Annotated in this window: 21 protein-coding genes; 10 read left to right on the forward strand and 11 right to left on the reverse strand. The window is 68.9% G+C overall.

The annotated features are described in order from the left end of the window. Nucleotides 1–145 precede the first annotated feature (145 nt). Nucleotides 146–595, forward strand: coding sequence for a TipAS antibiotic-recognition domain-containing protein (locus ALI44B_RS12830; RefSeq protein WP_077055000.1), 450 nt, complete (start codon nucleotides 146–148; stop codon nucleotides 593–595). A gap of 62 nt (nucleotides 596–657) precedes the next feature. Here the strand turns inward: ALI44B_RS12830 and yczE are convergent, their stop codons facing one another. Further along, on the reverse strand, nucleotides 658–1,320 hold the full coding sequence (yczE, locus tag ALI44B_RS12835; RefSeq protein ID WP_077055001.1) for a membrane protein YczE: 663 nt from the start codon (nucleotides 1,318–1,320) through the stop codon (nucleotides 658–660). A 61-nt stretch (nucleotides 1,321–1,381) separates the two neighbouring features. On the opposite strand from yczE, the gene yczR reads away from it, so the two are divergent. The 3 genes from yczR to ALI44B_RS12850 all read left to right on the forward strand — a co-directional run bounded on the left by yczR (nucleotide 1,382) and on the right by ALI44B_RS12850 (nucleotide 7,424). Continuing rightward, the gene (gene yczR / locus ALI44B_RS12840; RefSeq protein WP_077055002.1) at nucleotides 1,382–2,827 is read left to right on the forward strand and encodes a MocR-like transcription factor YczR; all 1,446 of its coding nucleotides are present in this window, start codon (nucleotides 1,382–1,384) and stop codon (nucleotides 2,825–2,827) included. 183 nt (nucleotides 2,828–3,010) lie between these two features. Continuing rightward, entirely contained in the window at nucleotides 3,011–6,901 is a 3,891-nt protein-coding gene (locus ALI44B_RS12845; protein ID WP_077055003.1) for an efflux RND transporter permease subunit, read from the forward strand. Nucleotides 6,902–6,953: 52 nt separating this feature from the next. Further along, entirely contained in the window at nucleotides 6,954–7,424 is a 471-nt protein-coding gene (locus tag ALI44B_RS12850) for an NUDIX hydrolase (protein WP_077055004.1), read from the forward strand. 12 nt (nucleotides 7,425–7,436) lie between these two features. On the opposite strand, the gene ALI44B_RS12855 is transcribed toward ALI44B_RS12850, so the two are convergent. After that, nucleotides 7,437–8,069 carry an antibiotic biosynthesis monooxygenase gene (locus tag ALI44B_RS12855; protein WP_077055005.1) on the reverse strand — a complete coding sequence of 211 codons (633 nt, stop codon included), beginning with the start codon at nucleotides 8,067–8,069 and terminating at the stop codon, nucleotides 7,437–7,439. Between the two features lie 167 nt (nucleotides 8,070–8,236). Between ALI44B_RS12855 and ALI44B_RS12860 the strand changes: the two genes are divergently transcribed. Further along, nucleotides 8,237–8,461, forward strand: coding sequence for a hypervirulence associated TUDOR domain-containing protein (locus tag ALI44B_RS12860; RefSeq protein WP_077055006.1), 225 nt, complete (start codon nucleotides 8,237–8,239; stop codon nucleotides 8,459–8,461). Then, on the forward strand, nucleotides 8,458–9,453 hold the full coding sequence (locus tag ALI44B_RS12865) for an SDR family oxidoreductase (RefSeq protein WP_077055007.1): 996 nt from the start codon (nucleotides 8,458–8,460) through the stop codon (nucleotides 9,451–9,453). The genes ALI44B_RS12860 and ALI44B_RS12865 overlap by 4 nt, the downstream gene beginning before the upstream one ends. 106 nt (nucleotides 9,454–9,559) lie before the next feature. On the opposite strand, the gene ALI44B_RS12870 is transcribed toward ALI44B_RS12865, so the two are convergent. Next, on the reverse strand, nucleotides 9,560–10,060 hold the full coding sequence (locus ALI44B_RS12870; protein ID WP_077055601.1) for a GNAT family N-acetyltransferase: 501 nt from the start codon (nucleotides 10,058–10,060) through the stop codon (nucleotides 9,560–9,562). A gap of 292 nt (nucleotides 10,061–10,352) precedes the next feature. Here ALI44B_RS12870 and ALI44B_RS12875 point away from each other — a divergent pair, with 292 nt between their 5' ends. Beyond that, nucleotides 10,353–12,665 carry a DEAD/DEAH box helicase gene (locus ALI44B_RS12875; protein ID WP_077055008.1) on the forward strand — a complete coding sequence of 771 codons (2,313 nt, stop codon included), beginning with the start codon at nucleotides 10,353–10,355 and terminating at the stop codon, nucleotides 12,663–12,665. 138 nt (nucleotides 12,666–12,803) lie between these two features. Here ALI44B_RS12875 and ALI44B_RS12880 read toward each other — a convergent pair whose 3' ends face one another. The 8 genes from ALI44B_RS12880 to ALI44B_RS12915 form a co-directional block, all read right to left on the reverse strand. Continuing rightward, nucleotides 12,804–13,973 (reverse strand): Rv2578c family radical SAM protein, encoded by a 1,170-nt coding sequence (locus ALI44B_RS12880; RefSeq protein WP_077055009.1) that lies wholly within the window; start codon nucleotides 13,971–13,973, stop codon nucleotides 12,804–12,806. A gap of 46 nt (nucleotides 13,974–14,019) precedes the next feature. After that, the gene (locus tag ALI44B_RS16470; protein ID WP_077055010.1) at nucleotides 14,020–14,580 is read right to left on the reverse strand and encodes an SHOCT domain-containing protein; all 561 of its coding nucleotides are present in this window, start codon (nucleotides 14,578–14,580) and stop codon (nucleotides 14,020–14,022) included. A 15-nt stretch (nucleotides 14,581–14,595) separates the two neighbouring features. Further along, on the reverse strand, nucleotides 14,596–15,078 hold the full coding sequence (locus tag ALI44B_RS12890; protein ID WP_077055011.1) for a DUF6325 family protein: 483 nt from the start codon (nucleotides 15,076–15,078) through the stop codon (nucleotides 14,596–14,598). A 149-nt stretch (nucleotides 15,079–15,227) separates the two neighbouring features. Further along, nucleotides 15,228–16,061, reverse strand: coding sequence for an energy-coupling factor transporter transmembrane component T (locus ALI44B_RS12895; RefSeq protein ID WP_083710006.1), 834 nt, complete (start codon nucleotides 16,059–16,061; stop codon nucleotides 15,228–15,230). Then, on the reverse strand, nucleotides 16,058–17,971 hold the full coding sequence (locus tag ALI44B_RS12900) for an ABC transporter ATP-binding protein (RefSeq protein ID WP_083710008.1): 1,914 nt from the start codon (nucleotides 17,969–17,971) through the stop codon (nucleotides 16,058–16,060). Before ALI44B_RS12900 ends, ALI44B_RS12895 begins: the two co-directional genes overlap by 4 nt. Beyond that, the gene (locus ALI44B_RS12905; protein ID WP_179100269.1) at nucleotides 17,968–18,603 is read right to left on the reverse strand and encodes an ECF transporter S component; all 636 of its coding nucleotides are present in this window, start codon (nucleotides 18,601–18,603) and stop codon (nucleotides 17,968–17,970) included. Before ALI44B_RS12905 ends, ALI44B_RS12900 begins: the two co-directional genes overlap by 4 nt. 144 nt (nucleotides 18,604–18,747) lie before the next feature. After that, entirely contained in the window at nucleotides 18,748–19,713 is a 966-nt protein-coding gene (locus ALI44B_RS12910; RefSeq protein WP_077055013.1) for a pirin family protein, read from the reverse strand. A 16-nt stretch (nucleotides 19,714–19,729) separates the two neighbouring features. Further along, on the reverse strand, nucleotides 19,730–20,068 hold the full coding sequence (locus tag ALI44B_RS12915; RefSeq protein WP_077055014.1) for a GNAT family N-acetyltransferase: 339 nt from the start codon (nucleotides 20,066–20,068) through the stop codon (nucleotides 19,730–19,732). A gap of 170 nt (nucleotides 20,069–20,238) precedes the next feature. Here ALI44B_RS12915 and ALI44B_RS12920 point away from each other — a divergent pair, with 170 nt between their 5' ends. The 3 genes from ALI44B_RS12920 (at nucleotide 20,239) to ALI44B_RS12930 (ending at nucleotide 22,509) form a co-directional block, all read left to right on the forward strand. Beyond that, complete coding sequence (locus ALI44B_RS12920; protein WP_143459253.1) at nucleotides 20,239–20,916, forward strand: hypothetical protein; 678 nt, start codon at nucleotides 20,239–20,241, stop codon at nucleotides 20,914–20,916. 78 nt (nucleotides 20,917–20,994) lie between these two features. Beyond that, complete coding sequence (locus tag ALI44B_RS12925) at nucleotides 20,995–21,744, forward strand: YcnI family copper-binding membrane protein (protein WP_077055016.1); 750 nt, start codon at nucleotides 20,995–20,997, stop codon at nucleotides 21,742–21,744. 3 nt (nucleotides 21,745–21,747) lie between these two features. Further along, nucleotides 21,748–22,509 carry a copper resistance CopC family protein gene (locus ALI44B_RS12930; protein WP_077055017.1) on the forward strand — a complete coding sequence of 254 codons (762 nt, stop codon included), beginning with the start codon at nucleotides 21,748–21,750 and terminating at the stop codon, nucleotides 22,507–22,509. Nucleotides 22,510–22,668 lie beyond the last annotated feature (159 nt).

Consider the following 22,668-nt stretch of genomic DNA (forward strand, 5'->3'; position numbering starts at 1 on the left):
GCGTTTGTGAACTCACGATATAACGCGTTTCTCGACAAGACAAGGCCTCACATCGGACGCGAAGGTTATTCGATCGTTTCGCGCCGGATCTTGACGGGGGAGTGCTGCGCGACACACCCTGGGTCGAGAACAAGGAGACCCGATCGTGGCAGAGAACGAGTTCGACGGTTTAGGCGGCGCAGGCGCCTTCAGCAGCCGGGGCGACGGCGGTTTCGAATACGGCGTGCACCGCGAAGAGGTCGAGCGACGGTGGGGTGCACAGGCTTACGCCGACCGCGCCGCGTGGTGGCGGGGGCTCGGCGAAGAGGGCCGTCAGGCGCTGCAGGCCGATACGCAGGCGCTCAACGAGACGTGGCAGGATGCGGCGGCGCGCGGCATCCCCGTCGGTGGCGACGAGGCGCAGAACCTCGCCGGGCGGCATGTGCGGTGGCTCGAGGCGGCAACCGAGGGGCACGAGGTCAGTGCGGCGTATCTGACCGGCCTCGGCGACCTGTATGCGGCCGACGAACGCTTCTGGCCGAATTACGGGGATGCCGCGGGCGCGGCCTTCGTGCGCGAGGCGCTGGCCGTCTTCGCCGAGCGCAACCTGCGGTAGCGAATCGACCGGCCCGCGTCTCGACGGGCTCGCGCGGGCGCCGAACGTGCGGAGCCGGATGCTCAGTTCGCGGGCGAGTCGATCGTCGGGTGCGCCGAGGGCGGAACCGTCCCCTGCAGGGCGGCCTCCCGTTTCTCGGCGCGCGTCGGCGGAACCGGCAGGCGGAAGAGCGGGATCGTGTAGGTGCAGAGTGGACCGATCAGTGCCGCGAAGAGAACGGTGCCGATGCCCAGGTTGCCGCCGAGCAGCCATCCGATGGTCAGCACGGTCACCTCGACGATGGTGCGACCGACCCAGATCGGCCAGCCGGTGCGCTGATGGATGCCCGTCATGAGGCCGTCGCGCGGACCCGACCCGAAGTGCCCCCCGAGGTAGAGGCCGGTCGCGACGGCGAGAAGCAGCAGGCCGGCGGGGAAGAGCAGAATGCGCACCCACAGGTCGAGACCCTCGGGGATGGCCCACAAGCCGATGTCGGCGCTCGGGCCGACGAGGAGCACGTTCAGCACGGTGCCGATGCCGGGCTTCTGCTTGAGCGGAATCCAGAGGAGAAGCACGATCGCGCCGACGCCGATGGTGATGGTGCCGAATGGCAAGCCGGTCTTGAGCGCGATGCCCTGCGTCAACACGTCCCAGGGTGAAACGCCGACCGCGGCGCGCACGATCAGGGCGATCGCGATTCCATAGAGGAAGAGGCCGAGGAGGAGTTGCAGGACGCGGCGGGTCATGGGTCCATCCAATTGCCAAAGTGGCCTTCCCGCAAGATGCCAATACGGCTAATCTGGCCTCATGACTGTACGACGGTTGGGGGCCGCATCCCTCGAATCCCTGCTCGGCGAGTGGCGCAACGGCGGAACGGCCAACGAAGACCTGGCTGATCGGCTGCGGTTGCTCATGCTCGACGGTCGCATTCCGGTGGGAACGCGTTTGCCCGCCGAACGTGAGCTGGCCTCGCGTCTTGCGGTGAGCCGGACGACCGTCGCCGCGACCTATAAGAGGCTGCGCGACGACGGCTACGTGGCGAGCCAGCAGGGGTCGGGGAGTGAGGCGCGGTTGCCGCGGCATCCGTTTGCGCGTGCCGACGATGCCGCGTCGCCCGTTCTCGACACCATCGACCTCACCAAAGCGGCCATGCCGTGCGCGCCCCAGGTGGGCCCCGCCGTGTTGCGGGCCGCCGAGCAGCTGCCCCGCTTCGCCGCCGACTGGGACTATGACGCCGTGGGCCTTCCGCATCTGCGCCAAGCCATCGCCGACCGCTACACGGCGCAGGGCCTGCCGACCGAGGCTGACGAGATCATGGTCACGATCGGCGCGCAGCACGCCATCGGACTCCTCTCCCGCGTGCTCGTGTCCCGCGGCGACCGCGTCGTCATCGAGACGCCCACCTATCCGCACGCCCAGCGCGCCCTGCTCGAGGCCGGTGCGCGTTTCGTGCCCATCTCGGTCACCGCCGAAGACGGGTGGGATGCCGAAGCCCTCGAGCACGCCTTCGAACGCACCAGCCCGCAACTCGCCTACGTCATGCCCGATTTCCACAATCCCACGGGCGCGAGCATGTCGCCCGCCGTGCGCGACCGCCTGTTGCGGGCCGCCGCGCGCCAGGGCACCACCGTGCTCGTCGATGAGACCACGGCCGAACTCGACATCGATCGCGACGGCGCTCGCAGCCGCTTCATCCCTGTGTCGGCGGGCGACACGGGCGCGAGCGTCGTGAACATCGGGTCGATCGGCAAAACCGTGTGGGGCGGGCTGCGCATCGGATGGATCCGTGCCGATCGCCCCCTCATTGCGCGCCTCGTCGCCGCACGCACGAGCCTCGACCTCGGCACCCCCATCCTCGAGCAGCTCGCGGTCGCCGAACTGCTGCCCGAGCTCGACGAGATCATCGCCGCCCGTCGCGTGCAGCTGCGCCGTTCGCGCGACCGGGTCGAGGAGCTGCTCGCCGAGCGCTTCCCCTCGTGGCACGTGCCGCACGTGCCGGGTGGCCTGGCCATCTGGGCCGGTCTCGGTCAACCCGTCAGCAGCGCGCTCACCCTCACGGCCCGCACCAATGGCCTCATTATGGCGGCGGGGCCGTGGTTCGGCTCGGATGGCGCGTTCGAGCGGTTCCTGCGCGTGCCCATCACCTACCCGGTCGACACGCTCGAGCGGGCGGTCGACCGTTTGCACGCGGCCTGGCTCGCCATCGGCGGCACCCGCCACCAGCCCCGGATGCTCGCCACCACGCTCGTCTGACGCGCTCGGTTCTCATTTGTCGTGCTCATGTGACCTGTGCGGCCCCGGCTGCGGAACGTTCTCCCCAGCCACATCCGCGCCTGTTTATGCACATTTCCCCACGCTCAGGCCCCCGTTATCAGCCGTGTGACAGAATTCGAGAAGTCAGCGCTGTCTGCGCACACTCACCGCACCAGGAGACAGATGCACTCGCTCGCCGTCCTCAGCATGAAGAACAAGGCGCTCATTGCCCTCGTCACCATCGTCGTCGCCATTTTCGGCGCGCTGGCGCTCACGGGGCTGAAGCAAGAGCTCGTGCCCAGCGTGCAGTTCCCGCAGCTGGCGATCGTCACAAGCTACCCGGGTGCCGCCCCCGAGGTCGTCAGTGAAGATGTCTCGAACCCGATCGAATCGGCCATCCGCGGTGTGCCCGACCTCGAGTCCACGAGCGCCACCTCCAGCACCAACCAGTCGGTCGTCTCGGCCACCTTCACCTACGGCACCAACCTGGCCACGGCCGAGCAGAAGATCGATCAAGCGATCAACCGCATCGAGTCGCAACTGCCCGACGGCGTCGACCCGCAGGTCATCTCGGGCAGCATCGACGATCTGCCCGTCATCCAGATCGCCGTCACGTCCAACACCGACACCAAAGAGTTGGCCACCCAGATTCGCGAGAACGCGCTCGCCGAGATCGAAGACACCGAGGGTGTGCGCGAGGCGCAGCTCATCGGCGACGTCGGGCAGCGCATCACGATCACGCCCGACCAGGGCAAACTCACCGAGCGCGGCCTCACCACGCAGGCCATCTCGGACACGCTCGACGCCAACGGCGTGCTCATCCCCGCGGGCGACGTCACGCAAGACGGCAAGACCTTCTCGGTGCAGACGGGCTCGAAGCTCGGATCGGTCGACGACATCGCGGGCCTGCCCCTGCTGCCCACCGACCCGCAGCCCGGCCAGGCCGTCACCAAGCTCAGCGATGTGGCAACGGTCGCGCTGACCGACGACCCACAGACCTCCATCTCGCGCGTCAACGGCGAGCCCGCCCTGACGATCGCCGTCACGAAGCTGCCGGCCGCCAACACCGTCGAGGTGTCGAAGGCGGTTCGCGCCCTGCTGCCGAGCCTCACCGACTCCATCGGCTCCGACGCCAAGCTCACGATCGTTTTCGACCAGGCGCCCTACATCGAGCAGTCGATCGAGACCCTCACGGTCGAGGGCCTGCTCGGTCTCGTGTTCGCGGTGCTCGTCATCCTGCTGTTCCTACTCGACATCCGCGCCACCATCGTGACGGCCATCTCCATTCCCACGTCGGTGCTCATCACGTTCATCGGTTTGCAGGCGGCCGATTACACGCTCAACATCCTCACCCTGGGTGCGCTGACCATCGCCATCGGGCGTGTGGTCGACGACTCCATCGTCGTCATCGAGAACATCAAGCGGCACCTGGCCATGGGGTCGCTCAGCGACCGCTCACCTGAGAAACGTTCGCGCGCCGTGCTCGAGGGCGTGCGCGAGGTCGCCGGCGCCATCACGGCTTCGACCATCACGACCGTCGCGGTGTTCCTGCCGCTCGCCTTCGTGGGCGATGTCACGGGTGAACTGTTCCGCCCGTTCGCGCTGACCGTGACGATCGCCTTGCTCGCATCGCTGCTCGTCGCGCTGACGATCGTGCCCGTGCTGGCCTACTGGTTCCTGCGGGCGCCCAAGGCCAAGAAGGTTGCGGCAACGGATGCGGCCTCCACCTCGTCTGACGCCGGCGCCCGCGTGGCTCGAGGCGTCGAGTCGGTTCCGACCACCACGTCGTCCATCCCGTTGCCCGGCTCTCGCCGCGCGCGCCGCCAGAGCGAAGACGACGTCGACGATCTCGACCACCCGACGCGCCTGCAAAAGGGCTACCTGCCGGTCATCCACTGGACCATCAAGCACTCCGTCTCGACGCTGCTCATCGCCGTGTTCGTGCTCGTCGGCACGTTCGCGCTGACGCCGTTCATGAAGACCAACTTCCTGGGCGACTCGGGGCAGAACACCCTCACGGTCACGCAGACGCTCGACGTGGGCGCCAGCCTGCAGGCCCAGGACGACGCGGCTTCGGCCGTGGAAGACGAGCTGCGCACCATCGACGGCATCGACACGGTCCAGCTGTCCATCGGTTCCAGCGGTTCCACCCTGCGCGACGCCTTCTCGGGCGGCGGCGCGGGCGCGATCACCTACTCGATCACCTCCTCGGATGACGTCGACCAAGAGGCGCTGCGCAACACCGTGCGCGACGAGCTCGAGAAGATCGACGGCGCTGGCGAGATCGAGGTCTCCGGGTCGGCCGGCTTCGGTGGCTCGAGCGATGTCGAGATCGACATCGAATCGCCCAACAGCGACGACCTCACCACCGCGAACGACACGCTCGTCAAGGCCGTCACGGGTCTCGAGGGTGTCACGCAGGTGGTCAGCAACCTGAGCGAGACGCGCCCCTACATCGGCGTGCAGATCGACCGCGACAAGGCGGCCGAGGCCGGCTACTCCGAGGTCGCCCTCGGTGGTTTCGTCGCCCAGGCCACGCAGCCCACGACCGTCGGCACGGTCGAGATCGACGGCACCACGCTGAACATCTACGTCCAGTCCGACAACCCGCCCACGACCGAGGCCGAGCTCGCCGAGCTCACCATTCCCACCGTGACGGGTCCCGTGCGCCTCGACTCGCTCGCGACCGTCGGCCTCGTCGACGGCCCGGCGTCGATCTCCTCCTCCGAGGGCAAGCGCACCGCAACCATCAGCGCCACGCCGGCCAGCGACAACATCGCGGCCGTGAGTGCCGAGGTGCAGACCGCCATCGACGATGCCGACCTGCCCGCCGGTGTGACGGCGTCGCTCGGCGGCGTCTCGTCCAGCCAGTCCGACGCGTTCGGCCAGCTGGGGCTCGCGCTCCTCGCCGCCATCCTGATCGTCTACATCGTCATGGTGGCCACGTTCCGGTCGCTGCGCCAGCCGCTGCTGCTGCTCATCTCGGTGCCGTTCGCGGCGACGGGTGCCATCGCGCTGCAGGTCGTCACGGGTATTCCGCTCGGAGTCGCCTCGCTCATCGGTGTGCTCATGCTCATCGGCATCGTGGTCACCAACGCCATCGTGCTCGTCGACTTGGTCAACCAGTACCGCAGACGCGGTATGACGGTGGCGCAGGCGGTCGAGCACGGTTCGGCCCGACGACTTCGCCCGATCCTCATGACCGCCCTGGCCACCATCCTGGCGCTCACGCCTATGGCCCTCGGCATCACGGGGCACGGCGGCTTCATCTCGCAGCCGCTCGCCATCGTCGTGATCGGCGGACTGCTGTCCTCCACGGTGCTCACGCTCGTCGTGCTGCCCACGCTTTACAACCTCGTCGAGGGCGCCAAGGAGCGCCGCAACGCCAAGCGCGCCGCGCGCGCCGACCAGGTCGCCCGCTCGCGCCCCATGCTGGCGGTCGAAAGCGGCCGCCCGGCTGGTGCCGAGCACGTGCCGGCCCATGCGGCTGGCGTGGTTGCGGGTGCGGCCAATGCGGCGCGCGCTGCCGAGGCTGAGCCGGCCGAACCTGTCGTGCAGGCTGAGGACGCGGAGCAGGCTGGGCAGCCCGAGGAGCCCGAGCAGCCCGACCAGGTCGAGCGCGCTGAGGACGCAGAGCAGGCCGAGCGCCCGAACGAGGTCGTCGACGGAACCGACAACGTCGAACACGTCGACAACGTCGAACATGGCGACAGTGTCGATAACGTCGAACACACCGACAACGTCGAACACGCCGACATCGGCGAACAGGGCGAGAACGCCGAGTACGTGGATGATGTCGAGCCCGACGCATCTACGGATGGTGAGCGCATCGATAGCGCAGAGCGCGACGAGACCGTCGAGCGTGACGAAAACGTCGAGCGTGACGAGACCGTCGAGAACGTCGAGAACGTCGAGAACGTCGAGAACGCCGAGGACGCCGAGGACGGCGAACGCTCCGACGACCTCGAGAACGCACACAACGGCGAACACGCTGAGAACGGCGAGTTGCCCAGCAATGGCGACAACGGCGAAGACGGCGAGCACCGCGAGGATGACGAGCGGCGCGAGCACTAGCGGCCGAGCTGAAGGGCGGCGGAGAGACATCCGCCGCCCTTAGGCTTGTCGCATGGCTACCCCGGACTTCATCCTCGAGCTGCGCGCGAAGATCGGCACCCACCCGCTGTGGCTGTCGGGAATCACGGCGGTCGTGCAGCGCGACAACGGCGACCTGCTGCTCGTGCGCCGGGCCGACAACGGCAACTGGACGCCCGTGACGGGCATCATCGACCCGGGAGAAGAGCCCGCCGTCGCCGCCGAACGCGAAGTGCTCGAAGAAGCCGACATCCGCGCCACCGTCGTGCGGCTCGCCAGCATCCAGACGACGGCCGAACACGTGTACCCGAACGGCGACCGCGCGCAGTACATCGACTTCACGTTCCTCTGCCGCTACGACGGCGGCGAACCCGCCCCCGCAGACGGCGAGAACCTCGAAGCGCGCTGGTTCGGCCGCGACGACCTGCCGCCCATGCCGCCCGAGTTCGCCGAACGCCTCGATGCCGCGCTCAGCGGAGAAGAGGCCGCCCGCTTCAAGCGCTAGTTCGGGAGCGAGCTACGCCTCGAGTTGGCCGTGCGAACGTGAGGGCGCCTGCAACCAGGGGCGCTGCATCCGCGTCACCCAGGGCAGCACCCAGTAGGCCATGATCGGCGTCAGGACGAGAGTCGACACGAGCACGTGCAGCAGCACTCCCCACGTCTCCCACCCGGGCACCAGCCATGTCACGAGGAACGTGAAGACGAGGTTGACGGGGAAGAAACCGAGCCAGATGCTCACGGCCTGCTTCCAGCGCGGGGGCGCCAGCGGCACGGTCACCTGAGTTCCCGTCGCTTCGGGGCCGCCCGGTCCGTGCGCGGCCGAGACGCTCGTGGCGAAGGGGGCGTCGAACCAGCCCTCGATGCCCGTGCGCTTCTCGCTGCGACGATGCTGCATGAAGTCCTTGCCGCTCGACAGCCACCAGGCGCGTTCGGAGGAGTTCTCCCACGCCAGCAGCGTCTCGTCGTCGCGGAATCGGTACAGCATGTACCAGATGTCGGATGTCTCGCCGGCCCTGACCCAGCCGGAGCCGAGGAAGCCGGGGTACTTGTTGGCGAGGTTGATGCCAGCCTGTACCCAGATAGTGGCTTCACCGATGCGGGCGGGGTCTACCGTCCGTTCGATGGAAACCGTAATGGGTTCGTGTTCCATGTCTCCAGCATGACGGATCTCTGTTTTGGCGCGGTAACGGACGCGTCCCGAGAGCCGACTAGTCGAGCCCGCCTCAACTCACAAGGGGCTGCCCATGAAAAATGCTCGGCGTAGCGTGGGGTGCACCCCTTCCCATCCGCCCCGCACCACCGAAGCTAAAGGATGCCATGAGCATCGAGATCGGCGACCGCGTGAGCTGGTCGACGCCGCAAGGTCGCACGCAGGGCGTCGTGCGCGAGAAGAAGGAGAAGGACTTCACCTTCGACGGCCAGAAGTTCACCGCGACGAGCGATGAACCGGCCTACATCGTCGAATCGGAGAAGTCGGGAAAGAAAGCGGCCCACAAGGGTTCCGCCCTACGCACGTTGAAGAAACCGGAGAAAAGTTCATGAGCCGTGGAGTCGCAGTCGTCACCGGAGGGTCCGCCGGACTCGGTCGCGCCATCGTGCGCGAGTTGGCCGCCCGTGACTGGGATGTCGCCATCCTCGCGCGTGGCCAGGAAGGTCTCGACGGTGCCGTCGCCGACGTGGAAGCGCTCGGTCGCCGCGGCCTAGGAGTCCCGACGGATGTTGCCGACCGTGAGGCCGTCGAGGCAGCGGCCGACCGCGTCGAAGCCGAACTCGGCCCCATCGACCTCTGGGTCAACGACGCTATGGTCGGCGTCTTCGGCGAGTTCGTCAGCACCGACCCCGAGGACTTCGAGCGCGCCTTCGCCGTCAACTTCTTCGGCTTCGTGAACGGAACGCGAGCCGCTCTCGCCCGGATGACTCCGAGGAACGCCGGCCACATCATCCAGATCGGTTCGGCGCTCGCGCACCGCGGCATCCCGCTGCAGGCGTCCTACTGTGCTGCCAAGCACGGCATCCAGGGCTTCACCGAGTCGGTCACGGCCGAGCTCACGCACAACAAGTCGAACATCTCCATCTCGACCGTGGACATGCCCGCCATGAACACCATGCAGTTCAGCTGGGTCAAGTCGCAGCTGCCCGACCACCCGCAGCCCGTGCCGCCGATCTCGCAGCCCGAGGTGTGCGCCCGCGTCGTCGCTGACGTGGCCGAGAAGCCGCGCAAGCGCACCTGGGTCGGCGAGGCCACTGTCGGGACCGTGCTCGGCAACCGTTTCGCGGCGGGTTTCATGGACCGCTACCTGGCGAACTCCGCCTACAGCGGCCAGCAGGCGCCCGAGAAGAAGAACCCCATGCTGCCGACCAACCTCTACGAGCCCACGCCCGGCGACCACGGTGCGCACGGCATTTTCGACGACAAGGCGCACGGCGAGACCGTTCAGACGTGGGCGATCCGCCACCGTCCGCTCGTCTACTCCGTCGCGGCCGGCGCGGCTGCGGTGCTCGCGGCGACGGCGGCGAAGGTGTTGCGCAAGTAGCAATCCGCCATCCCGCGGTTCCGAAACCCCGCGACCCCGTGATGCTGAGCGCCTGCGCCAGCCTCGCCAGAGGTCAGCGGGGTTTCGGCATCATGCGGTGTGGCGATCAGGCCGCGGGCCGGAGCGGTTTCGCCATGCACAGGCTCGAGGCCGCTCCCACATAGGGACCGTATTGCGGGATCTCGACGTAGCCGCAGCGCGTGTAGAGCGCCTGGGCGGCGTTATGGAGCGTCCCCGTCTCGAGCACGACTCGCGTGAACCCGGATGCCGCGGCGTCGGCTTCGAGGCGGTCCATCAGTGTCGTTGCAATGCCCTGCCCGCGGCCGTCGGGGTGCACGAACATGCGCTTCACCTCGGCTTCGACCTCGCCCGGAGTGCCGGTGCCCGAGGTCGTGTCTGTCAACGGAACCAGTGCCACCATGCCGAGCGCGCGCCCACTGTCGTCGCGGGCAACGTAGACGACGATGCCCGGCACCTCGAGTTCCTCGACGTCGAGGAGGAAGTTCTCCTCGGGCGGGTACAGGCTGTGCGCATAGGCCGCGCCCGCCTCCATGAGCTCGACGAGCTCGGGCTGGCGGGCAGGTTCGGGGGTGATCGTGATGCTCATGGTGACCAGCATGGCGCAGACATGTTTCGCGGCGGTTTCGATCGGGGTGATGACATCCGAGCCCCTCTCGTGTAATGTATGTAGGTCGGCTCTAGACACCGCGGTTGTGACGCGGAGAGGGTTTGTAAGTCTGGTGGGCCGGTTTCACTGCGAGAACGCAGATGAATTTCACACGATGTGAACGGTCCCCGGCCACTGATCGCCCGGGTATGAGAGAGATTGCCGCGCTTCACGTATGCGGCTCTTCTTGCTTGCTGTTTTCACGCAAAAAGAGATAACCCGGAAAAGTATCATGCCTAAAAAGAAGCCTGTCGGCGGACGACCCGCCAAGAACTACGACCCCAACTACGCCGCAAAGCGCCCCGCCGGAAAGCCGGGCAGCCGCAGCGAAGGCCACCGCGGATTCCGCGCAGCCGACCCCAACGCCCCGAAGAAGGCTCGCTGGAACGCCGACGAGCGTGCCGCAAAGCACGCTGGGCGCTACTCCGATGAGCCCCGCGCCAAGCGTTCCGACGACGACCGCGCCCCGCGCTCGTTCGACCGTGCGCCCCGCCGCGACAACGACGCCCCGCGCTCGTTCAACCGTGACGACCGCGCTCCTCGCCGTGACAACGACGCTCCGCGCCGCTTCGATCGGGATGACCGCGCCCCGCGCTCCTTCAACCGTGACGACCGCGCGCCTCGCTCGTTCAACCGCGATGACCGCGCCCCTCGTCGTGACAACGACGCGCCCCGCCGTTTCGACCGCGATGACCGTGCGCCCCGTTCGTTCAACCGTGACGACCGCGCTCCTCGCCGTGACAACGACGGCCCGCGTTCGTTCAACCGTGACGATCGTGCGCCCCGCTCGTTCAACCGCGACGACCGCGCGCCTCGCACCTTCAACCGTGATGACCGCGCGCCCCGTCGCGACAACGACGCGCCTCGCCGTTTCGACCGCGATGACCGCGCTCCGCGTTCGTTCAACCGTGACGACCGTGCCCCTCGCCGTGACAACGACGCTCCGCGTTCGTTCAACCGTGACGACCGCGCCCCTCGCCGCGACAACGACGCTCCCCGTTCGTTCAACCGCGATGACCGTGCGCCTCGCTCGTTCAACCGCGACGACCGCGCGCCCCGTCGCGACAACGACGCTCCCCGCTCCTTCAACCGTGACGACCGCGCACCTCGCCGCGACAACGACGCCCCGCGCCGTTTCGACCGCGATTCCAAGCCGGCGTTCCGCGACGACAAGCCCGCGTTCCGCGACGCTAAGCCGCCCCGCACCTTCACGCGCGACGGCCGCCCCGAGAACGAGGGCCGCGCGAGCGACTTCTACCCGAAGCGTGACGCCGCGAACCGCCCCGGTTTCTCCGGTGACGAAGACGTCGTGCTCGAGCGCCTCGAGGCTCAGGCCACGACGGCGACCGACGTCGAGGGTGTGACCTTCCAAGACCTCGGTCTCGGCGGCAACATCTCCGGCGCCCTCGCCGAGCTGGGCGCCGCGAGCCCGTTCCCCATCCAGGCCGCCACGATCCCCGACGTGCTCGCGGGTCGCGACGTGCTCGGCCGCGGCCGCACCGGCTCCGGCAAGACCATCGCCTTCGGTGCTCCGTTGGTCGAGAAGCTCATGGAGAACGGTGGCGGCAAGCGACGCGAAATGGGCCGCAAGCCCCGCGCGCTCATCCTGGCCCCCACGCGTGAGCTGGCGCTGCAGATCGACCGCACCGTGCAGCCCATCGCCCGCAGCGTCGGCCTGTTCACCACGCAGATCTACGGCGGCGTGCCCCAGGGTCGCCAGGTGGGCGCCCTGCAGCGCGGCGTCGACATCATCATCGGAACGCCCGGCCGCATCGAAGACCTCATCGAGCAGGGTCGTCTCGACCTCTCCGAGGTTTCCATCGTCGTGCTCGACGAGGCCGACCACATGTGCGACCTCGGGTTCCTCGAGCCCGTGCAGCGCATCATCCGCGAGACCGCTTCGGGCAACCAGAAGCTGCTCTTCTCGGCCACGCTCGACAAGGGTGTTGCAGCCCTCGTCAACGAGTTCCTCGAGAACCCGGCCGTGCACGAGGTCGCCGGTGAAGACCAGGCCTCCTCGACCATCGACCACCGCGTCCTCGTGGTCGAGCACCGCGACAAGGATCAGCTCATCGAGCAGCTGGCCGACCGCGAGGAGAAGACCCTCATCTTCGCCCGCACCCGCGCCTACGCCGAGCGTCTGACCGACCAGCTCGAGGATGCCGGCATCCCCGCCGTCGCCCTGCACGGTGACCTGAACCAGGCCCGCCGCACGCGCAACCTCGAAAAGGTGACCAGCGGTCGCGTCAAGGTTCTCGTGGCCACGGATGTCGCAGCCCGCGGCATTCACGTCGACGACATCACGCTCGTGGTGCAGGCCGACGCGCCCGACGAGTACAAGACCTACCTGCACCGCTCGGGTCGCACCGGCCGCGCCGGCAAGGAGGGCGTCGTCGTCACCCTGATCCCGCGCAGTCGTCAGCGTCGCATGACCGAGCTTCTCGGCCGCGCCGAGATCGAGGCCGATTTCGTCGAAGCCCGCCCGGGCGACGACATCATCGAAGGTCTCGCCGGTCGCATGACCCTCGCGGACATCACGGCGTAACACCCGCGTTTCGCACAAGAACGGGCCGTCCCTCAGGGGGCGGCCCGTTCTTGCGTTAACGAGGCAGTAGCTCAGAACTCGTGCGGGCGAGACGTGCGATGCCCATGCCGATGGTGATCCGAGCCCTGTGGCGTGAGTTCAGAACAGGGTGGGTGGCGGCTCTTCCGGGTTGGGTTCGAAGCGCGGCCCGCTGGGCACAGGCGCCCCCACCGTCTTCGCGCCGGGTGTCGTCGTCCCCGCCGACCATGCCATCTTCGACGGGTCGGAGCCGGCCGGGCGCCGTCGACGTTCACCGTCGCCGCCCGTGTACATGCCGAGCGCGGCCGATCGGATGCCGCCCGTCACGGGGTCTTCTTCGCCGCGCGTGAGCCCGTGCGTGCGCATGAGCGGACCCATGCGCTCGGACAGCCACCGCCGGTACTCCTTCGGCGCATAGGACGACTCGGCGTACATCGCGGTGTACGAGGCCACGAGGTGCGGATGGTTGCGCTGCAACCAGTGCATGAACCACCCCTTCACGCCGGGCCGCAGGTGCAGAGCCGTGTAGAGCACCGACGTGGCGCCCGCTTCGGCGCACATGCGCAGAGCGTTGTCGAGGTGCTCGCGCGTGTCGGTGAGGTGCGGCAGGATCGGCATCAGGAACACGCTGCACGGCAGACCGGCCTCGCGCGCGGCGGTGACGGTGGCGAGCCGGGCCGTGGCCGACGGGGTGCCCGGCTCGATCGATTGCTGCAGCTCGGGGTCGTAGATGGCGATCGACATCGCGAGGTCGACCGGGATGGTCTCGGCCGCCTGAGCCAGCAACCCCAGGTCGCGCCGCAGCAGCGTGCCCTTGGTGAGCATCGACAGCGGAGTGCCGCTCGCCGCGAGAGCCTCGATGATGCCGGGCATGAGCTTGTACTTGCCCTCGGCGCGTTGATAGGGATCGGTGTTGGTGCCGAGAGCCACCGGATGGTGCCCCCAGCTGGGTTTGGCGAGCTCGGTGCGCAAGACGTCGGCCACGTTGACCTTGACGACGACCTGGTTGTCGAAGTCGGCGCCCGCGTTGAGGTCGAGGTAGGTGTGCGTGGGGCGCGCGAAGCAATAGACGCACGCGTGCGAGCATCCACGGTAGGGGTTGATGGTCCAGCCGAAAGGAACGCTCGACTGGGAGTGCACCTTGTTGAGCGCGGACTTGGCGAGCACCTCGTGGAAGGTGACCCCGGCAAACTCGGGGGTCTGCACGGTGCGCACGAGGTTGTTGAGCTTGGCGAGGCCGGGAAGCGCGTCGGCGTCTTCCGTGGCGATTGCCTGCGCGTTCCATCTCATCCCTCTAGTAGAACATACGTTCGAGAGAATTGCGCGAGGAATCCAACTACAGGCCGAGCAGTTTGCCCTTCGCGGCGGCGAACTCTTCGGCCGTGAGCGCGCCCTGCTGGTGCAGGGCCGCGAGCTGTTCGAGTTGCTGCATGAGGTCGGCACCGCCTTCGGCGCCGACGGCGTTGCCCCCGGAGCCAGTCGTCGGCCCGGGGCCACCACCCGCGGCGCCGGTGAAGCCATCCACGCCGGCGTCCCCGCCTGCAGCCCCCGTGGCCGCGGGGCCGTGCTCAGCCGCCTGCGCTGGCGTCGGCAGCGTGCCAGAGGCGGGCTGGCCGTAACCCTGCGGGCCGTTCTGCTCGCCATAACCCTGCTCGCCATAGCCCTGCTGGCTGTAACCCGGTTGCGCATAGCCCTGCTGTGCATAGCCCGGTTGTGCATAGCCCTGCTGCCCGCCGCCCTGCGGTACTGGCTCGGCAGCCGGCGCCTCGTCGTAGCGGTCGCGCTCCTGGAAGCGCCTGATGCCGCCCGACACGGCCGTGGCGGTGCCCGCGATGACGGCGGTCCTCGCGGCGGCCTGCAGCAGACCCCCGCGTCCGATGCGTCTCAGGAAAGGCATGTTCGTCTCGTTTCGTCAGAGTCCGGATGCTTCGGCGACGATCTCGTTGACCACGGCCGCCGGGATCGTCTCGACGTGCCGGATGGCTCCGCCACCCGCCGAGATGGTCGCCGCCAGTTCCTTGGCCCACAGCATTTCTACGACCAGTATGGCGGCCGACGAACCCGCCGTCACGAGGGGAGCGAGGTCGGCGACATCCGTTTCGCCGGTGAGGCCGTGGGCGGCTAGGTCGAGAGCGGCCACGATGTCTCGGAACGCCTCGAAGTCTTCGGGGGCGTTGTGGTGGAATTCATCCCATTCGAGGATCGACACCTCGCCCTCGGCGGATTTGCTCACGAACACGAGGTCGAGCAGCCGCACCGAGTCGACGTCGGCGAGCTGCGCCACGGCCTGGGCGACGGCGGGGCCTGGCCCCGCGTCGGGGAATGCGAGCACGAGGACCTCGACGGGGCCGTAGTCGTCTGCGGGCACCGATGCGGCGTCGCTGTGCTCGGTCATGGTGTCCCCTTGCTGGCTTCGTCTGTTGTCGTCCGTTGCTGGGGACTGTAGCACCGCGTCGGCGGCCCCCGCAGACTTTTTTCGGACGCCGAGGCGGTACCGCGTCGGCAGCACTCACGTCACCGCTCGAAGCGTGAGGATGCGTCGCTTTAGCGAGACGTGAGGACGAAGACAGCTGCCGTCGCGAGCAGCAGGATCACGACGAATACGGTGTCCCGCGCGCGCCAGCGAACCGAGTAACGCTCAGTTCTGTGGCGAGACGCGCCGAACGCTCGAGAATCCATGGCGAAGGACATCCGCTCGGCGTGTCGGATGCCGCCGGCCAGGAGAGGCACGACCATGCCGACGCTGCGCCCCACCCATCCGACCGGCCCGCGCCGGACCACCGAACCGCGCACGCGGCGGGCGGCCCGCAGCTGCTCGAGGTCGCGCCCGAAACGCGGCACGAACCGATAGGCCGCCAGGGCCGTGTAACCGAAGCGATAGGGCACGCGCAGATTCTGCACGAGCGAGCGCACGAGGTCGGGCCCGGCCGTCGTGAGCCCCGCGATGAGCGACAGGGTCAGGATGCTGCACAGTCGCAGCGACGTGGCCAACCCGACGCCCAGCGCGGCCACGGTGTAGCGGTAGTCGCCGAGCTGCAGGATCACGGTGTCGGCGGACGCACCGAACAGGCCGTCGGGCAGAAGGCTCGAGCGCAGGGCGGCAGCCGGGTCGGTCCACGCGCCGAAGCCCAGTGCGAAAACGAGGATGAGCGCGGGTAGCGCGACGCCGAGCAGCAGGGCCGTGCGCCGGCCGATGCGGGCGCCCGTCGCGATCACGAGGAGCGCGAGCGCGAGGAAGAGCAGCGGGGTCAGGATGTCGCGCGTGAACAGGAGCGCCGCCATGGCGGGCAGAACGGCCGCCAGCTTGGAGAGCGGGTTCAAGGCGTACAGATAGTGGCGGGGGCGGGCCGAGGCGAAGCTGCGGTAGGGGTCTGTCACGCGTCGGCCCTCCGGCCGCTGGTGCCGTGATCGCCGCCGACGTGCGCCGCGGCGCCCGCGATCTGATCGAGCCGCCGCACCTGCCGCCACTCGGGATGCGTCGTCACCTCCTGGAACGCGCGCGCGAGCGGCGGCATGCGCAGCCCGTTGCGCTCGAGAATCGCCTCATCGCCGAGGATCTCATCGACAGTGCCCGACTCGACCAGCCGCCCGTCCGCCATGACGGCGAGATGATCGGCGTGGTCGACCGCCAATTGCAGGTCATGCGTCACGACGACGACGGTCGTGCCCGCGCGGTTCAGCGACTGCAGCAGGTCGAGCAGTTCGTCGCTGCGCTCGCGGTCTTGCCCGAACGTGGGTTCGTCGAGCACCAGGGTGGAGGCCCCCGCGATGAGCGCCGTGCCCACCGACAGTCGCCGCTTCTGCCCGCCCGACAAGAGGAATGGATGCACGTGGGCGGCGTCGGCCAGACCGAAACGCTCGAGCATCCCGGTCACCTGGTGCTCGATGGTCGACTCGTCGACACGCCGCGCCCGCAAACCGTAGGCCAGCTCATCGAAGGCGGTGTGGGCCACGAATTGGTGTTCGGGGTTTTGGAAGACGAATCCAACGTGTTCCGAGAGGCGGCGCGCGTCGGTGCGGGCGGGGTCGAAGCCGTGCACGCGCACGCGACCCGAGGAGGGTGCGGTGATGCCGACCATGGTCTGCACGAGGGATGACTTGCCGGCTCCGTTGACGCCGACGATCGCCCAGAATTCGCCCCGCCCGATCGTCAGCGAGACGTCGTGCACGATGCGGGTGCGGCGGCGCGTGACCGAGACGCGGTCGAGCACGACGGCCGGTTGCGGATGTTCGGGCGCGGCCTTCGTGGCGGCCGGGGCCGCTCGTGCCGAAGTCGAGGCCGAAGCCGGTGCTGACGCCGACGTGGAAGGTGGAGCTGAAGCCGACGCGGCGGTCGAAGCCGCAGCCGCGGTCGCCCTCGGGGCGGGCAACGACGACAACGCACGCTCCCGAGGAACCGCGTCCAGAGCCGCCGTCAACTCCTCGCCTGTCAGCGGCAACGGCTCGCCCGCGTCGAACACCCCCGCCCGCCGCAACCGCCGCCCCGCCTCGGTCGCGGGCGGCAACCACACGCCCAGCCGGTGCAATTCGTCTGCACGCCCCGCCAGCACCTCGCGCGGCGTGCCGTCGGCCACCGGATGCCCGTCGCGGTCGATCACGATGACGCGGTCGACGATGCGCACGGCCCGGTCGAGGTCGTGTTCGATGAGCACGAGGGTGTGGCGCCCGTCGGAGGCGATCTCGGCGAGGGCGTCGTACACGTCGTCCGCGCCGGCCGCGTCGAGGTTGGCGGTCGGTTCGTCGAGCACGATGGTGTCGGAGTCGAGCGCGAGCGCCGCGGCGATGGCGACCCGCTGGCGCCCGCCGCCCGACAGGATGTCGGGGTTGTCGTCCCGCCGCTCCCACAGGCCCACGCGGCGCAGGGCGGCCTCGGCACGGCGCAGGATCTCGGGCACCGGCAGGCTCAGGTTCTCGGGCCCGAAACACACCTCATCGAGCACGCTGCCCGTCACGATCTGGGCGTCGGCGTCTTGGAACACCATGCCGACGCGCTCGCTCAGGGCCGCCACCGAGGCATCCGTCGTGTCGACACCGTCTACCCGCACGCTGCCGTGCATCTCGGCCGGGACGGCGTGGGGCACCAGCCCGTTGAGCGCCAGCGCGAGCGTCGATTTGCCCGAACCACTCGGCCCCATGAGCAACACGACCTCGCCCGCCCGCAGGGTGAACGTCACGCCGTCGGGGCTGAAGCGGTCCCGTCCGTCGTGGCGGATGCGCAGCCCGTCGACGACGAGCCGCGGCTCGGGCGTCTGCGGTGCCTCGGGCGCGGGGATGGAGGCATCCGTCACGTGTGGGCCAGGCGAGGCATGCGCGAACCCGCGCCCGAACCCGAACCCGAACCCGTGCCGGTGCCCGACCCGGACGACCGCGACGGACGGCGATCGATATCGTGCTGCAGGCCGCGTGCGGCGCCCGTGCGATCGATGCCAGCGGCCACGAGACGCGCCAGCCACGTGACGAGGAGCGGCGTGAGCACCCACACGGCGATCGAGACGACCTCGGCGACGGGGGCGAAGTGGTCGACGCCCAGCGCGATCAACACGACACCGCCGAACACGGCGCCCGCGATGGCGGCCGCGAGGTAGAACACCCAGGCCTTCCAGTAGCGGTAGCGCGACAGGGCGAACGGCAGCTCTTGCAGCAAACCGATCAGCAGCCCCGTGCCGATGTGCCGCCACACGTTGGTGGGGTTGAAGGCAGACGCGGTGAGCCCCGCGATGACGCCCGTGACGACCGCGACGCCGGGCCGGCGCAGCAGCGATTGCGCCACGACGCCCGGGAAGAAGTAGACGCCGATGAGCACGCCATAGACGACGGGGATGGTGGCGAGCACGACGACGTGCAGGTAGCCCGTGACCGCGAACACGAGGCCGCCGCCCACGCCGATGGCGGCGCACGTGAGAAGGAGGCGGGTGTTCATGCTCGTCATGGTGAGTCCTGGTGTCGAGGCGGGGGCGCGTTCATCCAATGTAGTTGAGGCCTGTGACCGGAGCGAAGGGGAGGTTCGCGCGCCTGTGGTCTGACCACAGTTTACGCCTATTCATACCGCCCTGCCAGGGCGAGATCAGACCGTGCGGGGCCGGCGGCGGCGACGCGGAGTCAAGCGCACATTGGGCAGCGGCGGCGCCGGAATTCGCGCACCCGCGTGCCCCTCGACATGCCCGAAACGGCCGGCCTGCGCCTCCCAGTCATCCCGGGCGCTCACGATGTCGTCGTGGCTGCGTCCCACGAAGTTCCACCACATGATCAGGTCCTCGGCGAAAGGCTCGCCACCCAGCAGGATGAAGCGGGCATCACCCTCGGCGTGTACCGCCACGTGATCGCGCCCCAGCCCCAGATAGAGCATGGGCCCCGAGGTGAGCAGGGCGTCGCCCATGCGCAGCGCTCCCGACAGGACCGCGATGGCGTATTCGAACCCGGGAAGAAGGGGGATGGTGGCGCTCGCCGCATCCGACAACCGCGCGTCGGCGCCCACGATCGGTGTGTGCGTGGTGGCGGGGGAGCGCACGCCGCCGAGCTCGCCGAGGAAGACGGTGGCTCGCAGTGCGCCGTCGACGAAGACGGGCAGGTCGGCATGCGTTTCGAAGGCGGCATCACCGGCAGCGGCCTCGGGAGGCAACGCCACCCAGAACTGCAGGCCCTCGAGCGGCCCGGCCGTCTCGCCGATCGAGAACTCGGAGTGCGACACCCCGCGCCCACTCGTCATGAGGTTGAGCTCACCCGGTCGCAGCGTCACATCGCTGCCCACGCTGTCGCGGTGCCGGATATGGCCCACCAGGGGCCACGTCACGGTCTGCAAACCCGTGTGCGGGTGCGGCAGAACCCGCATGAGCGCCTCCTCGTCGAAACGGTCGAAGAAACACCACGCCCCCACCATGGGCAGGGCGCGCTGCGGCAGAAGACGATGCACCTGGATGCCGCGCACCCCGCCCAGCGGAACCTCGCGCGGCTCGAGCAGCAGCATCTCGGGCCCCTCGACGTCGGGGCGCCGGCTCACGCTCTCGGTGTTGTGCCCGTCGAGCCTCGTCATCGCGTTGCGCTCGCCATCACAGCGTGTCGGGCGAGACCAGGTGCTCGTCGAATTCGTGGTGCTCGGCCACGTAGTCGGCAACGAACGAGCAGCCGGCGACGATCTTCTCGCCGCGCGCCACAGTGTCTTCGAGGGCGGCCTTGACCAGAGTGGAACCCGAGCCCGCGCCCTGGAATTCGGGGCGGATGCCCGTGTGGGTGAACACGGTTGCGCCGTTCATCTCGCGCACGTCGGCGACGCCGACCAGAATGTTGCCGCGCCACAGCTCGTATCGCTCGCGCTCGTCGTTGCGCACGACCCGCTCGTCGCCGGTGCTCGCCTCGTTACCCGTCTCGGGCGATGTTTCGTCAGTCATGGTGCACGCTCCTTCGTGTGCCACAACCTACTCCGCGCGGCGCTTGTTCCGAACGGGTTGCGTTCGGCACCCACCCATCCACGCTATCGGCTCCGAATCAAGCCCGACCCGTCGATGTCTGGCCAGAACCCGCCCTCGACTATCGTTGACGACAGGAACAGGAGGAACGGATGCATTCACGCCCAGCCCGCGTGGCGCGCGGCCTCGTCGCCGCATCCGTTTCCACCTTCGCCGCCGCCCTCTCGCACGCGGCCGCCGGGTCTCAGGCCCCGAGCCTCGTGGCCGTCGCGCTGTGCCTCGTGGTGGCGTCCTTCGCGTGCATCGCGCTCGCCGGCCACCGCCTCACGCCGTGGCGCACGGCCGCGGCCGTTCTCGTGAGCCAGGCCGTCTATCACGCGCTGTTCACGGCCATTCCGGCGGTCTCGGGCAGTGCTGAATCGGTGTTCGGGATGTCGGGGGCGCACGTTCACGGGCAGGCCCACGCGGCCGCATCCCTGCCGTCGGTTTCGTCCTCGGCTGCCGACGCCGCGATGAGCATGTCTGCCGCGGGTTCGCACGCTCACGGCGCCGGCCACTCCGACGCGCTCATGTGGGCCGCGCACGGTCTCGCGGCGCTCGTCACGGTCGCCGTCGTGTTGCACGGCGAGCGCGTTTTCTGGGGCCTGTTCGACACCCTGCGCCTCACGTTCCTCACGCTCTTCCGTCCCGTCGCCGCGGCCAGCACGCCGTTGTCGGTCTCGGTCCCCGTGGTGGTGCGCCGCATCCTGGCGCCCGTCGCTCCCCCCTTCTTGTCCTCTGTGAAACATCGCGGCCCGCCGCGCGGAGTCTCGGCTGCCTTCGCGGCCTGACCCGCGCGTCGCACCATCCCCATTTCACAGTTATCGGTCGCAGGCTCTGCCGTGACCACCAGACAAGGACTCATTCGCATGAAGAAACGCACCCCCCTGCTCGCCGTCGGCTCCCTTACGGCCGGCGTCGCCCTCGCGCTCGGCGCCCCGCTCGCCGCCAGCGCGCACGTCTCGGTCACCCCGTCCGACACGGCCGCCGGTTCCTACACCGTGCTGAGCTTCGCGGTCGGCCACGGCTGCGACGGCTCGCCCACCACGAAGCTGAGCTTCGACATCCCCGAGGAGATCGTCGCCGTCACGCCGACGGTCAGTCCGAACTGGGACATCGAGAAGCAGATGACCGACCTCAAGGACCCGATCACCGACAGCCACGGCAAGTCGTTGGCCGAGCGCGTGGGAACGGTCGTTTACACGGCCAAGACGCCGCTCGCCGACGGCTACCGCGACACGGTGTCGTTCCAAGTGCAGCTGCCCGAAGACGCCGCCGGCAAGACCCTGAGCTTCCCCGTCGTGCAGTCGTGCGAGCAGGGCCAGAACGACTGGACCCAGGTCGCCGAAGACGGCCAGGACCCCGAGGAGCTGGAGTCGCCCGCACCGCAGGTGACCGTCACCGAGGCCTCGGCAGCGGGAGCCCACGGGCACTCTGACGCCGATGGGGATGAGGATGCTTCGGCCGCTTCCGCATCATCTGAAGCTGCTGCCGCCGCCACCACCGAAGCCGGCCCGGATGTCGTCGCCCGCACGCTCGGAATCCTCGGCATCGTCGTCGGCGCCGCCGGCATGGTCACGGCCGTCGTCGCCACCCGCCGTCGCACCCAGAAAGGCTGACGTATGACTGTCACCACTCGAAAGAAGTCTGGTCTCGCTCTCGCCGGGGCGCTCGCGCTCGCGGTCGGCACGCTGCTCGGCGTGTCCCCTCTCGGCGGTTCGGCGGCCGAGGCGCACAACTACCTCGTGTCGTCCAACCCGGCCGCGGGTTCGACCGTCACCGAGCAGCCGGGCCAGATCGTCATCACGACGAACGACGCCCTGCTCGATCTCGGCGGCGAGAGCGGCTCGAACCAGCTGCAGCTGAAGGGCCCGGGCGAGACCTTCTATGGTGACGGTTGCACGACGGTCAATGGTCCGGCGCTCACGATGCCCGCGCAGCTCGGCCAGCCGGGGGAGTACACGGTGATCTGGCAGGTCGTCTCGACCGACGGTCACCCGATCTCCAACGAGTTCACGTTCACCTGGGCCCCCGATGCCGCCCAGACGCTCGCCGAGGGGCAGACCAGCGCCCCGGTGTGCGGTCAGGCGTCGTCCCCGGCGGCCACCGAGCCGTCGACGGATGCTGCCACGGCAGCTCCTGCGCGCGACGCGACGGATTCAGCGGCGCCGGCCCCCGAGCCCGAGATGACCACGCAGACCGACGCCGCGACGGGCGAGCAGTCGCAGGCCGCCGGCGACATCCTCTGGATCGGTGGTGCCGTCGCGGTTCTGCTGATCGCGGGTCTGATCGTGCTGCTGGTGCTGCGTCGCCGCAAGCCGGCGGGTGTCGCGGATGATTCGGGCGCGGCGTCGTCGCACCCCGAGGGGCCCGGCGAGCGATAAGCCCTCGGCTCGGTCGCATTCTGTTCTCCACAGGTGTGATCGGGCCGATCTCTCCACGGATGCGGGGGAGCCCACCTTTCGGGGTGAGCTTCCCCGTATTTTCGTCTCACGGGATGCCGCACGGTGCTCCTGCAGACGAGGAGAACACCATGGGCAGCC

This window comes from Leifsonia sp. ALI-44-B (assembly GCF_001984125.1).
Classification (GTDB): Bacteria; Actinomycetota; Actinomycetes; order Actinomycetales; family Microbacteriaceae; genus Okibacterium.